Raw genomic sequence first — 14,328 nt, 5'->3', positions numbered from 1 at the left:
TTGATTGGATTTCTCGCGCCGGGTCCTTTCAGCGGGATGATTCAAGGTATGGCGCTCTAATCATCCCCTCTTTTTTATTTTTCCTCTTTACCGGGCTTGTTTTGTCCTTCTTTCCCGCCTGATTCTTCCTCTTTTCCTTTTGCTTTCTGTTTATTCTCAGAGATCACACCGCATGCAATTCGCTCACCTGAATTTCCGGCCGGCTGTGTCATTCCATCATCTTTGCCTTTATGAATGATAAGAGATGTGCCCTGGGTTTGGAGCAAAGAAGTTTTTCCTTCTTTCATTGTTACTCCTGGCGCCATTAGCGTCCCAGCAAACTTGCCATCATCTTCTACAATTAAATTAGGCAGATCCCCTGCGTGGGCTCCCTTCGGATGAAGAAGACCGTGCTCTTTTTTCTCAGGGTTGAAATGATTCCCCGATGACTTAAAGTCTGGCGCGTCACAACTGCCTTTTTCATGAATATGAATGGCATGTTCACCAGGCGGAAGACCTTCCAGCTTGAATTCCATTTCCACACCGTCCGATTTTTCGGTCAAGGTTACTTTCCCAAGTGAATCTCCTACAGCATTAAACAACTCTATATCTTTTTTAGTTGTTTGCTCTTCCATACAACCGGCTAAAAGAAAAAAAGAAAGCAACGCTGTGCTAGCTGCTTTTTTCATATAATCCTCCAACAAAAAATGTCTTATGTCTTCAACATCTTTGCCACCAGGCCCATAATTTAAACCTTTCCGGTCCCTTTTTATCGAAGGAATAATACGGGGAGGAGAAGCTTTATTCCTGATTATGGTCCTTTAGTTTTTCCTCCAGTTGTTTAGCCGCTTGCGCTTCCTTTTTAGATATCTTTATAATAAACTTCATAGTCAATACAGCAGCCGCCCCAAAAAGCAGCATTGTAAAAGCTGCCGGTATGTATTCGGATTTATCTTCGGGAAAATAAAGAAACAATTGAAGAGTCAAAAACAATAACAAGTTTAACACCTCACCTATGATCAACCTCTCTTATATCCTTTATAATATTTTTACAACTATCTATCAAGGAGGAGCAAACATGTCAAACGAAAAAGAATTGAAAATTGGCGATATTGTGACAGGCATTTACAAAACAGGAAAGTATATTGGCGAAATTACACAAGATCGTTCTTCTCATTATTTAGTGAAAGTAAAGGCGGTTCTTAAGCATCCGCAGCAAGGTGATTTGCACCATCCGAAACAAGCTGAGGTTGGTTTTTTCCATGAACGGCGTGCACTAGCTTTTAATGAGCAAACCAATATCCCCAAAACCATGGTCAAGAAATTCGAAGGAGAGATTCCTGACTATTACTCTTCTTTAAAACTTGCGATCGAGCATTTAATGGAGGAGCTAGACAAGGAAGATTCCGTTTTTGGTTCCATGAGCAAAGAGAAATTGAAGGCATTAAAACAAGATTATTTCAAAGGCCGGGAATAGAGAAAGCTTAGCTAACGCCAAGCCTTTAGGCGCCGGCGGTTGCTTGGCTGCACTTATACTTTCTTATAAGCCAAAATAAAAAAGCCAAATCACTCTCGTAGATGATTTGGCTTTTACAATGCAAACTTATTGAGTAATTTAGAGAAATCAACACGGTCTCCAATAGTCGTTGGCTCCGGCCTTGCTAAATAACGTTTATCGTTTTCTACAAGCTTAAAGATGTTGTACGTTGTCAGTGCATCATCTAAAGCACAATGATGTTTGCCGGTTCCTTCTTTCCCATACTCCTGTACAGCTTTCCATAACCCCGTTTGATTTTGATCTCCGAAGAACCGCTTATATTCCATGGACAAATCCACCTGTTTTCCTTTGAAGGGAAACGATAAACCTGCTTTTTGACAATTATGTCTCAATACTTTCATATCCATATTTCCCCATGTGATAATAGTACTCGCACCTCGGCGCTCGTACTCTTCCAATCTCTTGACTAACTGCTCAAAACTTATTCCGTTGTCTACTTGGTCTTGTTGAATATTTAGAAAGGATTTGCAGCGCTCTGTCAATAAAGGAAAAGCAGCGGGTGTTACATACGAAGAAAATGTGTCGCGAATTTCTTGATTGGTAACGGAGACAATACCTACTTCAATAATTTCAGGGAAAAAGCCCTTCGGATTCCCTTTACTCTCAGGCATCGTAAACTCAAAATCGATAAACAAATACTGATGATCATAATTCATCTACTCTTCACCCCCAAAACATGATCCGTACACTATCATTACTTCATTATATCATGTAAAAGTTGATTATACGCCTCTTTTTTGCATTTCCTTAAAAAGATTCTGAATTTTTCGAGGCGTTTCATTTCTACTTTATTCATCTGCCTGTCTTATTGATTGAGACAATTATCCCTAATTATTATTTTTTTAAGATAAAGCTGCAAAAGATAAACTTTCCATAAAAATATGCACCCATTAATATAAATAAAATGTGAAAAAGGCTCTTAACTTTCTGTAGCGATTCCTCCCATGCTTTGCTAAAATGACAAGCGTGACATAAGAACTATAGAAAGAGTGAGCCGATTGAGGGCGTTTGCAGGATTTCTCATATTATGTATTCAAATACCTTTGTTTATCGTGGTTCTTTTTTATTTGACGATTGAATGGAACAACATTCAGTCTCTTCATAAAGCAATTCAACGGCAAGTCCACATTCAACACGTGTCACTTTCCCAAAACAGCTATATGTACGATGAAAATGGCATAGTATTTTCGGAAATGCACGATGGGGAAAAAAGAAAGTACTTACCAATTGAGCACATCCCCCAAACCGTCGTCGATATTTTTTTAACCACGGAAGATCGACATTTTTATCAGCATCACGGATTCGATATAGGAGGAATTATTCGGGCATTTACCATTAATCTAAAAAGCCAGTCCATTGAGCAAGGAGGTAGTACTATCACCCAGCAGCTGGCACGCAATTTGTTTTTAACCCATGAAAAATCCTATAAAAGAAAGATCAATGAGCTGCTGTATGCCTATCAACTTGAAAAGCAGTTCTCTAAAAAGAAGATTTTAGAACTCTATTTAAACAGCATTTATTTTGGCCATGGAATATACGGAATCGACACAGCCAGCCATTATTACTTTCAAAAGGACGTCCATGAGCTCACATTAGGGGAAATGTCTTTTCTATGTGCTATCCCAAATAATCCGAGTTTTTACGATCCGCTGTCTGTTGAACCGAATACTAAGTCCCGCCAGCAATTCATTCTTAAAAAGTTGGCTCAAGCAAAAAAAATAGATAGAGCTGTTTACGAAAAGGCCATGGGAGAGCCTATTACTCTCAATATTGAAAAAAACATGGATTTATATCCTGACTATACGACATATGTTTACGAGGAATTAAAAGAGCTCATTGCTGATCAAGAAGGATTTACCAAGCAAATTGACGAGGCAGTTCCGGAAGAGAAACGGCGCCTCCAATTCAAGCTAAAACAACGGGTACAAGAAGTATTGCGGTCCGGCGTTCATATTTATACAGGATTGTCCCGTCCCTTACAAGAAAAAGGAACCTCCGTTCTCAAGCAAGCTCTTCCCATGCAGGATGTCAATGGAGCAATTGTCGTGTTAAATCATCAAACCCATCAAATCAGTGCCATCATTGGTGGGAAGAATTATAAAAAATTAGATTTCCACCGGGCTTACCAAGCTGTTCGCCAGCCCGGATCAGCCATAAAGCCCCTACTCGTCTATGTCCCTTACATAAATGAATACGGAGCAACAGAAAATAGTTTAGTAGATGCCGGACCATTTTGTTTAAACGGCTATTGCCCTCAAAATGCAAGCGGCCGTCACTATGGGATGACAACATTGAAAACAGCTTTTAAATATTCCTACAACACGCCTGCTGTACGTTTGCTGAATCAGGTCGGAGTTGAAAAAGGATTTCAATACATGGAACCTTTCCAATTTCAGCATATCGTTCCAAAGGATCATAACCTAACAGCAGCTGTTGGCGGATTCACTTATGGAGTGACGCCTCTTGAGCTGACAAATGCTTACACCGTATTTTCCAACAACGGGAAGTATACCTCTTCCCGCGCCATCTTAAAAGTCACGGATGCTAAAGGGAAAATATTATACAAATGGCAAGAGCCAACCGTTCAAGTCTGGAAGAGTACAACCAATACGACGATGAGAAAGTTGTTGGCGGAAGTCATAAACAGCGGTACAGCTAAAAAAATAAGAGGAAGTCAAGGCTATGCCGGGGGAAAAACCGGTACCACAAATGACTATAAGGATTTATGGTTCATCGGTATGAAAGATCGGTATACGGTCGGGGTTTGGATTGGAAGTGACAAACCAAAAAGCAATCAGAGATTAGCGGAAGAAAGCCCTCATCTTTTCGTGTGGAAAAGATTGACAGAAGGAAACCATTAAGAGAATATGGGGTGACTCAAAATGGACCGTCATGTAAACCCGGTAATACCAGGTTTTGTTGACGGTCCATTTCACATAAAACCTAAAACCAATCAATTTTTCGAATTTATGGTTCAGTCTCAATCTCTTGAAACTGTTGAGACAAGGGCCACACACCTTTATTAAACAGGCAAACTGTTTAACATACTGTGGTAAAACTTGAAAGAGAAATAAGCAATAACAAGCGTAAAGATGGACCATGAAAAAACGTGAAAAAAGATAAAGCCGATAAGCGCAGCTGGTTTAAACATCTCATGCATTCGATATACTGCATACACAAAATACGTGCAAGCCGTTGCCAGAAAGGTTATGACGATAAATAACAACGAATGTGAAACGATAATCGAAATAAAGGACCCGATGACGAAAAGGATCACTCCCCTACTCGCTCTGTCCACTCCCTCCCCTTTCAGGTCTGTAGAGAAAAACAGCAAGGAAAGTCCCATCAATGTATCACTGATGAGCTTTAAAGCTGCAAACAACATAAAAAAAAGGAAACTCAATAACAGGAATAGTGTAAGCGTTAGCTCTCTTGCCGAGAAAAAGGTCATCAAACCCTCATATACCCCTAAAGAACGGAATAATCCGATCAGCCAAAAGCTAATGCATATTCCCAGCGACATACTAAATAGCACAATTGATAGTAACGGAAAATAGCTCGTTATGTATTTGTTTTTAATCATCGTAAAACCTCATTCTTACTTTTTAGCTATATTAAGGCTCAGTATGGATTGTCCAATTTTACCGAAATCTCGCAAAATAGGGAACAATACATTTCATTTTACTGTTATTTAAAATATGAAACATCTTTGCGTTACCTATTATGCCAGCTGCTTACAGCAATTTAAAGACTTTATTTGATTTTTCAGTAATTGTCAACTAATTCATTGTGATGGAAATAGAAAAAGAATATAATTATCTATAGTCGAAAATAAGCGATTATTGTTATATGACAAGGAGGATAGATGATGAAAAATGTTGTCATACATAAGATTGCCAAATATGTCTTTACAGAAGATCAATTAAAGGGCTACTGGAAAAGACTTGGGGAGGATTTATCTTTTTCCTCTTTATCAAACGAGCAGCTTATCTCATTAGCTAAAAAAATGCTCGACCAGGCATCGCACAGTCAGTTAGAACAACATATTGCGGGCGGACAATGGCGGACTGTGGAAGAAGAAAAGGGACAGCTTATTGCTGAAGATGATTCAGAAAAAGATGTACATGCTGAGTTAATCGATACGTCAAAGTCTGGAATTTCATCTGAAAAAGTGCTGATTGACCGCTTTTTAAAATTACAATGCACGTCCTGTTCGTTTGCTTTTTATGTACAAGACCTCGAAACAGATTCTGCTGCATTAAGCTGCCCGAAGTGCGAAAGCGAGGTTGTTTACACACAATAAGAAATGAAGACTGACTATATGACACCCTGTCATAACACCTTTGCATGTACATCTGCGGATTCATAACGTCTTTGCTGGCACATCTTGTGCGTTGGGGGACGACTTTTCTATTTACTGAGAATAACAAGGAGGGAACATCGGTGCACGAAACAGCCGTCCATGAAGTTTCAAACTTTCAATATTACGCGGCCATTGTCATTTTTTTAGTCGCGTATGCTATTATCATCTCTGAAAAAATTAACCGTGCAATCATTGCTTTACTGGGCGCCGGGTTAATGATTGCTTTTGGTATTGTAGATCTGGAAACAGCTTATAACCATCACATTGAATGGGGAACGATTACACTTTTAATTGGAATGATGATTCTTGTAGGAATTACAAGTAAATCAGGTGTCTTCCAATTTGTTGCGATTAAAGCCGCGAAAATCGCAAAAGGCAACCCCATCAACATCTTAATTATACTTTCTCTTTTAACAGCATTAGCATCTGCTTTTCTCGATAATGTAACGACAGTTTTATTAATTGTTCCTGTTACATTTTCTATTACACGGATTCTAAATGTAAATCCCGTTCCTTATTTGATTTCAGAAGTTCTGTTCTCAAACATTGGCGGGACGGCCACTTTGATTGGTGATCCGCCAAACATTATGATCGGATCTGCCAATAAACACTTAACGTTCAACGACTTTTTATTGAATTTAGCTCCAGTCGTTCTCATTATTACACTCGTTACGGCAGGGATTCTCTATTTTGCTTATCGCAAGCAGCTTGTAGCCGATCCAAAACTCATTGCAAAACTCATGCAGTTAGATGAAAAGGATTATATCAAAGATGCAGTGCTAATGAAAAAGTCATTAATTGTCCTTGCACTGACGATTCTTGGATTCATCACTCATTCCATTACTCACGTAGACGCTGCAGTCATCGCCATGGCTGGAGGAACTATTTTAATGTTGATTGGTGTCAAGGAACATGATTTAGAGGAAGTGTTCGCTTCTGTCGAGTGGGTCACTATCTTCTTCTTCGTCGGTTTATTCACACTGGTCGGAGGTTTAGTGGATATTGGCCTCATCAAGTCTCTCGCACAAAAAGCTCTGGATATTACAGGCGGGGATATTACGACTGCTTCCTATTTAATCTTATGGATTTCTGGCGTTGCCTCTGCGACAATCGATAACATCCCTTTCGTGGCTACCATGATTCCGCTTATTCAAGACATGGCTGTTGGAATGGGATTATCACCAGATTCTGCCCAAATTGACGTTCTTTGGTGGTCGCTTGCCCTTGGTGCATGTTTAGGCGGAAACGGAACCTTAATCGGTGCATCCGCCAACGTTATCGTTGCCGGTATCGCTTCTCGCGAAGGGCACGGCTTCAGCTATATGCAGTTTTTGAAAATCGGCGCTCCTTTAACGTTGGTTGCACTCATCATCTCTCACATTTACATTTTCTTACGCTATTTAATGTAAACATATAAAAAGCGCCTTTTTCCTGTACAAGCCGCGGGAAAAGGCGCTTTTTTTTCTCCGGTCCTATTTGTTTAGCTTTAATACAGCCATGGTGCAACGGGAAATGCAAATCAGCTCCTCTTGCTCATCCGTTATTTTCACTTCCCATACCATCGTCGTTTTACCTTTATGTAAAGGAATAGCCGTTGCCGTCACCACTCCATCCCGCTTTGAACGAATATGGTTCGCATTGATCTCTAACCCTACGCAGGCTTCATGCTCCTGATCGACACATTCATATGCCCCGATACTGGCTACCGTTTCTGCCAGCGCGACAGATGCCCCGCCGTGCAATAAACCAAAAGGCTGCCTTGTTCGTCCATCCACTGGCATTGTTGCTATCACTTTTTCTTTACTGAGATGTGTGATTTCAATTCCTAACGCTTCCATTAGTGTATCTTTCAAATCCATTCATCGATCCACTCCTTTTTCAAACAAACCAAGAAAGAGTTTATAGTTCAATTCCCCCCGCGCCTGGATATACTTTCTACCCTTTTCCTTATGTTCTACATGACTCTCCGTATATCCTGCAACATCGGCTTCCTTAATTTCCTCCTGTAGATATGGGCAAGTTCCAAACATCATCCAATTGCTATCGTCTTACCATCTCTTTATGTTGGCAAGACTTTTCGGTACACAAATAAAAACAGCAATGATTATATTATCACTGCTGTTTATGATCCTAACTGTTCATACGGTTTATATTTAAGCCACTGCTCTATTTTTTGATCTAACTCTCTAATCTTCTTGAGAGCCAGTGAGTCATCTATTTGACGGTAATGATGTTTTCCTCCCGGTTCCTCATCGGCTTCATCGGCAAGGCGTACCACCTTTTGAAGAGGCCGTTGATGCAATGTCCCCTCCGGCAAATAAGAATCGGTATGCAATAAAATGGCTAGTGCAATTTCTTTTGCATGTTGAGGGTTTTCTCCCAGGCGAATGAGCAGCTTATGAGCTCTTTCTGCCCCTTTAATAGCATGGATATCATTTTCCTTATACTTTCTGTAATCCCATTTACCATCCGTATACCATTCATAATGCCCAATATCATGCAGCAAGGCGGCCTTTGCCGCTAAGTCGGGGCTGACATTATATTGTACAGCAAAACGATAAGCATGATAAGCGACGGCAACGGCATGAGCAACGCCAGATCGTTTCAAATATTTTTGGGCAATCGGATGAGTAAAAATATCTGTAAGAGTTACGTTTCTCATTTCCAGTCACCTCTTTTTAGGTATTTCCGTAAACAATATCATACTTAATAAAAAAGAGCAATCAAATTGTTAGACTTCCTACCGTCAATTGTTCGATTATTATATGCTTCTTAAACAAAAGCCGTGTGGACAAAATCCTTACCTTCTGTTATGGACCATTAATCCCACGAAAGGCGTTGTTCCTTCCATGGATCTCCGTAATTATGATAACCATTTCGTTCCCAAAAGCCAGGTTGATCTTTGGCTGTAAACTCAATCTTGCGAAGCCATTTGGCGCTTTTCCAAAAGTATAAATGAGCGACCACTGCTCGGATTGGAAAACCATGTTTAGGAGTCAACGGCTCCCCGTTATGCGAATGAGCCAGCAAGGTGGTCTCTTTTAAAAAATCTTCGAGCGGCAAATTGGCTGTCCAGCCTTCTTCTGCGTGAAAAATAACATAACGGGCATCTTGCTTTATTTTGACACGCTTTAAAAGCTCTAACGAAGATATTCCTGTCCACATATTATCCAATCTCGACCAGCCTGTTACACAATGGATATCAGTGGTAATCTTTGTTTGCGGGAGCTTCATTAACTGTTCATATGTAAATACTTGTGGATTGTCCACCAGGCCAAAAACCGTTAAGTCCCATTCAGCTAAGTCAGCGTAGTAAGGAACATTACCATGATGTAGTATAGGAAATTTAGTGGTGACATGCTGATTAGGAGGAATCCGGCTATCTTTAGAAGATGTCATTTTCACCCTTCCAAAAAACATAGCTTCACTTCCTTGTAAATGACTTTTTATTATTGTATCCAGAATCACATAGGTTGTCCTATAAAAAAATCCCGAAAAGCTTCAAAAATAGCTTTTCGAGATTTCTCTCTTCAAATATCTTCAATAATGGCGGAACCGCTCTTTGGTTTCACGGGCAGGCGTGAAACGAGCGATCTATGCTTTCTTGTACCTATACAAATAAAAATGCCTGCCCTGTAAGCGGACAGAACAAGCATTTCATTCTTCCCTCATTCCGCTTCAAACCGTTCCACAAGTATCGCTAACGTTCGGACCATCACGCCTGTTGCACCCGCTGGCCCTAAGGAATGGCTTGATTTCGTGTCAGATGTTCCGGCAATATCCAAATGAACCCATGGAGTGTCTTCTGCAAACTCTCCGATAAAAGCACCGCCCATAATGGCATGGCCTTCACGACCTGGAGAATTGTTCAGATCAGCAATCTTACTGCTTCTAACACGTTCTTTATCCCGTTCAAAAATCGGCAAGCGCCAGATTGGCTCACCTGCTTCCATACTTGCTTCCAACACTTGTTCAAACCATTCCTCATTATTTGCCATCGCACCTGTTGTATGCATACCCAGCGCCACGATGACACCGCCTGTTAACGTAGCTACATCCACTAAATAGTTCGCGCCGTGGTGTTTGGCGTACGTCACAGCATCGGCCAATGCCAATCTTCCTTCGGCATCTGTATTCAACACCTCGATTGTTTTGCCGCTCATAGATGTAATGACATCGTCCGGTTTTAATGCTTCGCCGCTAATCATATTATCTGTTGAAGGAATCACTGCAACAACATTTTGCTCCGGCTTCAGTTCGCCGATAATTTCCATTGCTCCCAATACAGAAGCCGCTCCAGCCATATCAGTTTTCATACCGACAATTCCATCCTTTGGTTTGAGTGAATAACCGCCTGTATCAAATGTAATCCCTTTTCCGACAAGGCCAATCACGTCGCTCCATGTTTCTTTCCCTTGATATTTCAAGACAATCATCTTTGGAGGCTCTACAGACCCTTTATTAACAGCAAGAAACGCACCCATTCCGAGCTTTTCCATGTCTTCTTTTTCGAGTATTTCTAACTCAAAATCATACTTTTTCGCTAAATCTGCCGCGTAATTGGCTAAGTCTGTTGCGGTCAGCATGTTCCCAGGAAGATTAACAAGCGTACGAGCCGAATTTGTCGCTTTTCCGTACACAAATCCTACAGTTAACGCTGCACTGATTTCTTGTTCGTCGCCGTCCGCATACACCGTCACATGTTCCAGCGATTTTTCTGGTTCGTTTGATTTTTTCTTATAGCCTTCAAATCGATAGGTTGCGAGAGGCCATGCTTCGCTTAATGCATAGGCTGCATCATATGTATCGAGGTTATCTGTCAAAAATGTATCGATAGCAACCGAAACTTCTGTCAGCTTAGACTTTTGTATTTCTTTAAATAAAGAACCAAACGCTTCTTTTAAGTCTTGTTCTGTCAGTTTCTTTTTTTTGCCGAGACCGACAAAAAATAACCGTTTTGCTCCCAGCTTGCCAAGCGTATGAATTTTTGAAATTTGTTTTGCTTTAACACCAATGTCCCCTTCTTTGATCAAGGTGAGCAGTTCGTGATTCAACGCTTCATCAATTTCAGCCAGTAATCCTTGGGGCCGCTGGTTTTGATTAAAAATCCCGATAACTAAAGCTTCAGTTTCATTATGTAAATTGACTTCATTCTTTATAGTAAACATGTAAAAACCCCTTTCTGTTACTCTTCCAAATATAAAACAAAATCAGGCAATTCAGGCAACGTGTGAACGAGTTCAAACGGCACGAAATCTATTTGTTTAGGAATGAGGCTCAAACATTCCTCCATAAATACAAAAACATGCTCAAGATCAAGCCCCCAGTGAAAAGGACGATAGCTTTGCAAGTAATGACACGCTGTTTGCATCATGGTTCTCGCGCCTTTTACATTTCCATATCCATAATGATACAATGCAACTGTCATCTGCAGTAACCCTTTTAAAAACAAATTATCTTTTTCTGTCATCCATATTTCTTCTAACAAATCGTGGCACGTATAATAATCTCCTTCATTGAATTTTATAAAAAATTCATAGTACTCTAGAGGATAGAAAGACACCCATATCCTCCTCCCTCTTTAGAGATTATCTCCCTTTCTTTTAGGGAAAGGTTATATAATATATCATATCAAAATTGGAAATAATCTGTTAGTCATTCATGTTAAAGGAGCGTTATCTATGGATTTGTTCACAAACTTTCCGCTTTGGAGCGCATTTGCGGCCATTATTTTTGCGCAAGTTGTTAAAGTCCCCATTGAATTCATTGCTACAAGAAAGCTTAAATGGGGGCTTGTATTCAGTACAGGCGGAATGCCCAGTTCCCACTCAGCAGCCGTGGCAGCCTTGACGACGGCTATCGGCTTATCAGAAGGGGTCGGCTCCCCTTACTTTGCTATCTCCACCATCTTTGCCGTTATTGTCATGTTTGATGCCACTGGTGTACGACGCCATGCCGGTGAACAAGCGATCGTGTTAAATAGACTAGTGGCAGACTTTAACCGCTTTGTAACGGAAGCGAAAATGTGGCCCGAACAAGAACCAAAAGAAAAAGAGAAAAAATTAAAAGAATTGCTTGGCCATCAACCGATTGAAGTGTTTTTTGGAGGTCTTACAGGAATCGCCATTTCATGTTTGATTTACTTTTTTATTCTATAGGGATTCTTCAATGAAAAAAGCTTAGGTTCTGCCGCCTAAGCTTTTTATGAAGACTTTAGCCCTATATATTGTTGCCGAAACACCTGCATGGCTTTGTTCTCGTTTAATAAAGTCAATTCTTCTTCTGTTAGCTTTCCGTTCCCGCGCTTGATTACATAAACACTCAATGTTTTTTTGCCCCACGAATGATATACATCTTCAACCGTCTTATAGTACAAATCTAAACGATTTCCTCTAATGGCCCCGCCTTTATCGGCGACCACTCCGTACCCATAACCAGGAATAAAGAGAATCGTTCCAATCGGGAATACATTCAAATCAGCGGCAATTGTTGAATACAAATCACGTTTCACTTTTACCCCAGAGTATGTAATTCCGTAAGAAGGATGGCCGGGCTTTTTTCCAGTCGATTCATATCCTGCCGTATAGCCGGTGGCCAAAACGGTATGCGATGGATACTTTGACCAGTCAAAAGCTGTTTCCAATGTTTGAGCATTCCCGTTTACCACTGTCTCTTGGCTGGAGATTTGGGTGAGTGCTTGAGTTTGACGGGATAACGTTTTATAAAACAAGGCATTTGCTTTATATTTATTTTCTTCATATGTGTAAGCAGACTGTTTTTCGTAAGAGCCGACCATGGATGTTTTGTCATAAATCCAATCTGCAATCGTTTTTGCTTCTACACCGGAGATTGTTTCACTTGTTGTAATGAAAGCTCCTATAAGCAATAATGTCATACTTAAACGCCTTGTTATTTTCTTCATCATTACGAATATGACAACTCCTCTCACGATTCTATTCCTTTCCAAACGGAAGAGAAATTATTCGCAATCGAGTTGTTGTCATATTTTAACAAATAAGATATATATATGTTTCCAAGTTATCAATTGGTTTACAAATGGTTTTTTTTATAATAAATCAATGGTGTTTTCTGTAACGGTCCATGACATACATAAAACAACATTATGTGCTTGTTAGAACATCCTGTATCCTTTTGCACGGAGCAAGCGTATAACGATGCCAGAGACAATGGCACCAACAAATCCGGCTGTTAAAATGGCAATATCAGCGGCTGCAAGTGAAGAAATTTTGTTACCTAAACGGGCAAAAGACGCCGCTGGATTCTGAAAGTATTCAACGAATTTTATATCATCAACAATTAAAATAAAGACAATAGGATATAAGACCGCCATGATCCATGACATTCTTAATAACATATTTAATAAGAAACCGATTCCAAAAAACAAAACAAAAAACAATAAAATAGATATTAATAAAATAGGAATACTCATTTCCATGGTATTTTCACCTCCCGTACACGTCCTTTTTAGTGTACTAAAAAGGCGAAAATTGCGTCAATAAAAGAAATAAGAAGGGGAGGTTCGACCCTCACGGAAAAATACGTGATGGTTGAACCTCCCCTAAAATTTATTCTTCAATATAGATTGGAGGCTTCCGGTTCAGCCTCTTCCGTCGTTCCTTTTCCATCGCAGTGAAGACATGTTTCTGTACCTCCCATTAATACATACACGTAACCATTTCCATCACATAAAAAGCAGCTATTCGCATTTTGCATCTTTCTCCCTCCTTTTTAACTGAATTTTCTGATAATATAACAAATAATTGTTTTGTTGAAAAGGAGCTAACTGGCTCCTCTCTTGTTATGTAAACGCATACAATGATGTTTTTCTCTTTTTTTCTCAACTATTTAGAATCTTTTCTACACAAAGATTTTATAAGAGGTATACCCAAACTGCTCACCGGGATTAAAATTATGGTACATCTTCATCAATTGATGCCGCTGTTCAATAAAATATTTCACCAGCAGGGACGCATCATGATCTTGTTGCAATTGTTCTTTTGTTAAAAACTTTGCTTCCGACAATTCTTTTTGCTGTAACGTAATGGTTGTATTATATGCTTTCAATAAAAAAATAATCATGTTATCGCTAATATCATGCCGTATAACACCTAATCGCATTCCGATCATTCCTATTAATTGTGCGGAGATTCCCGTCTCCTCCCATACTTCACGAATAACAGCTTCATCGATGGTTTCCCCTTGTTCAACAAATCCAGCCGGAAACGATCATTTTCCTTTTAAACCGCCATAATGTTTCTTCACTACAAGGTACCGGCCGTCTTCTGCCAGTACCACGCCACTAACAGCGAGCCATACTTTTCCTCTTTTCTCTTTCATCACCATTCCCCCATGTTTTTATTACCTTTACTATACACCTCTTTTTGTTTATAAAAAAAGACATCCGTGC

17 protein-coding genes and 1 pseudogene are annotated in these 14,328 nt (G+C 39.9%); 5 read left to right on the top strand and 13 right to left on the bottom strand.

The window, feature by feature from the left end; all coding sequences use genetic code 11:
- Window positions 1-74 precede the first annotated feature (74 nt).
- Both ACFOU2_RS25515 and ACFOU2_RS25510 read right to left on the bottom strand, forming a co-directional pair.
- Entirely contained in the window at window positions 75-668 is a 594-nt protein-coding gene (locus ACFOU2_RS25515; RefSeq protein ID WP_377919138.1) for a superoxide dismutase family protein, read from the bottom strand.
- A gap of 112 nt (window positions 669-780) precedes the next feature.
- The gene (locus ACFOU2_RS25510) at window positions 781-1,002 is read right to left on the bottom strand and encodes a hypothetical protein (RefSeq protein WP_377919136.1); all 222 of its coding nucleotides are present in this window, start codon (window positions 1,000-1,002) and stop codon (window positions 781-783) included.
- Between the two features lie 55 nt (window positions 1,003-1,057).
- On the opposite strand from ACFOU2_RS25510, the gene ACFOU2_RS25505 reads away from it, so the two are divergent.
- Window positions 1,058-1,456 (top strand): kinase-associated lipoprotein B, encoded by a 399-nt coding sequence (locus ACFOU2_RS25505; RefSeq protein WP_377919135.1) that lies wholly within the window; start codon window positions 1,058-1,060, stop codon window positions 1,454-1,456.
- A 113-nt stretch (window positions 1,457-1,569) separates the two neighbouring features.
- Here ACFOU2_RS25505 and kapD read toward each other — a convergent pair whose 3' ends face one another.
- Window positions 1,570-2,193 (bottom strand): 3'-5' exonuclease KapD, encoded by a 624-nt coding sequence (gene kapD / locus ACFOU2_RS25500; protein WP_377919134.1) that lies wholly within the window; start codon window positions 2,191-2,193, stop codon window positions 1,570-1,572.
- A gap of 342 nt (window positions 2,194-2,535) precedes the next feature.
- On the opposite strand from kapD, the gene ACFOU2_RS25495 reads away from it, so the two are divergent.
- Window positions 2,536-4,398: a transglycosylase domain-containing protein gene (locus ACFOU2_RS25495; RefSeq protein ID WP_377919133.1), complete on the top strand. Its 1,863-nt coding sequence runs from the start codon at window positions 2,536-2,538 to the stop codon at window positions 4,396-4,398.
- Window positions 4,399-4,559: 161 nt separating this feature from the next.
- Here the strand turns inward: ACFOU2_RS25495 and ACFOU2_RS25490 are convergent, their stop codons facing one another.
- A complete protein-coding gene (locus ACFOU2_RS25490) occupies window positions 4,560-5,120 on the bottom strand; it encodes a DUF5366 family protein (protein ID WP_377919132.1) in 561 nt (186 codons plus the stop codon).
- Window positions 5,121-5,405: 285 nt separating this feature from the next.
- Here ACFOU2_RS25490 and ACFOU2_RS25485 point away from each other — a divergent pair, with 285 nt between their 5' ends.
- Together ACFOU2_RS25485 and ACFOU2_RS25480 are read left to right on the top strand one after the other, a co-directional pair.
- A complete protein-coding gene (locus tag ACFOU2_RS25485; protein WP_377919131.1) occupies window positions 5,406-5,840 on the top strand; it encodes a hypothetical protein in 435 nt (144 codons plus the stop codon).
- A gap of 140 nt (window positions 5,841-5,980) precedes the next feature.
- On the top strand, window positions 5,981-7,309 hold the full coding sequence (locus ACFOU2_RS25480; protein WP_377919130.1) for an ArsB/NhaD family transporter: 1,329 nt from the start codon (window positions 5,981-5,983) through the stop codon (window positions 7,307-7,309).
- 63 nt (window positions 7,310-7,372) lie between these two features.
- Here the strand turns inward: ACFOU2_RS25480 and ACFOU2_RS25475 are convergent, their stop codons facing one another.
- The 5 genes from ACFOU2_RS25475 to ACFOU2_RS25455 form a co-directional block, all read right to left on the bottom strand.
- Window positions 7,373-7,759, bottom strand: a complete 387-nt coding sequence (locus ACFOU2_RS25475; RefSeq protein WP_377919129.1) for a hotdog fold thioesterase — start codon at window positions 7,757-7,759, stop codon at window positions 7,373-7,375.
- Between the two features lie 263 nt (window positions 7,760-8,022).
- Window positions 8,023-8,562 (bottom strand): HD domain-containing protein, encoded by a 540-nt coding sequence (locus ACFOU2_RS25470; RefSeq protein WP_377919128.1) that lies wholly within the window; start codon window positions 8,560-8,562, stop codon window positions 8,023-8,025.
- A 158-nt stretch (window positions 8,563-8,720) separates the two neighbouring features.
- Window positions 8,721-9,320, bottom strand: coding sequence for a sulfite oxidase-like oxidoreductase (locus ACFOU2_RS25465; protein ID WP_377919127.1), 600 nt, complete (start codon window positions 9,318-9,320; stop codon window positions 8,721-8,723).
- 248 nt (window positions 9,321-9,568) lie between these two features.
- Complete coding sequence (locus ACFOU2_RS25460; protein ID WP_377919126.1) at window positions 9,569-11,068, bottom strand: leucyl aminopeptidase; 1,500 nt, start codon at window positions 11,066-11,068, stop codon at window positions 9,569-9,571.
- A gap of 17 nt (window positions 11,069-11,085) precedes the next feature.
- Window positions 11,086-11,463: a DUF309 domain-containing protein gene (locus ACFOU2_RS25455; protein ID WP_377919125.1), complete on the bottom strand. Its 378-nt coding sequence runs from the start codon at window positions 11,461-11,463 to the stop codon at window positions 11,086-11,088.
- A gap of 118 nt (window positions 11,464-11,581) precedes the next feature.
- On the opposite strand from ACFOU2_RS25455, the gene ACFOU2_RS25450 reads away from it, so the two are divergent.
- Window positions 11,582-12,058 carry a divergent PAP2 family protein gene (locus tag ACFOU2_RS25450; RefSeq protein ID WP_377919124.1) on the top strand — a complete coding sequence of 159 codons (477 nt, stop codon included), beginning with the start codon at window positions 11,582-11,584 and terminating at the stop codon, window positions 12,056-12,058.
- Window positions 12,059-12,102: 44 nt separating this feature from the next.
- Here the strand turns inward: ACFOU2_RS25450 and ACFOU2_RS25445 are convergent, their stop codons facing one another.
- The 4 genes and pseudogenes from ACFOU2_RS25445 to ACFOU2_RS25430 all read right to left on the bottom strand — a co-directional run bounded on the left by ACFOU2_RS25445 (window position 12,103) and on the right by ACFOU2_RS25430 (window position 14,258).
- Window positions 12,103-12,825, bottom strand: a complete 723-nt coding sequence (locus ACFOU2_RS25445; protein ID WP_377919123.1) for a 3D domain-containing protein — start codon at window positions 12,823-12,825, stop codon at window positions 12,103-12,105.
- A gap of 207 nt (window positions 12,826-13,032) precedes the next feature.
- Complete coding sequence (locus ACFOU2_RS25440) at window positions 13,033-13,356, bottom strand: YuiB family protein (RefSeq protein WP_377919122.1); 324 nt, start codon at window positions 13,354-13,356, stop codon at window positions 13,033-13,035.
- A 137-nt stretch (window positions 13,357-13,493) separates the two neighbouring features.
- Window positions 13,494-13,634, bottom strand: coding sequence for a YuiA family protein (locus ACFOU2_RS25435; protein ID WP_377919121.1), 141 nt, complete (start codon window positions 13,632-13,634; stop codon window positions 13,494-13,496).
- Between the two features lie 144 nt (window positions 13,635-13,778).
- A pseudogene (locus ACFOU2_RS25430) lies at window positions 13,779-14,258 on the bottom strand (NUDIX domain-containing protein).
- Window positions 14,259-14,328 lie beyond the last annotated feature (70 nt).

Origin of the sequence: Bacillus songklensis (genome assembly GCF_042649685.1) — a bacterium.
Lineage (GTDB): Bacteria > Bacillota > Bacilli > Bacillales > Bacillaceae_H > Bacillus_BA > Bacillus_BA songklensis.
The sequence above is the reverse complement of the archived record's forward strand: the minus strand, read 5'-3'. Positions and strand labels throughout refer to the sequence as shown.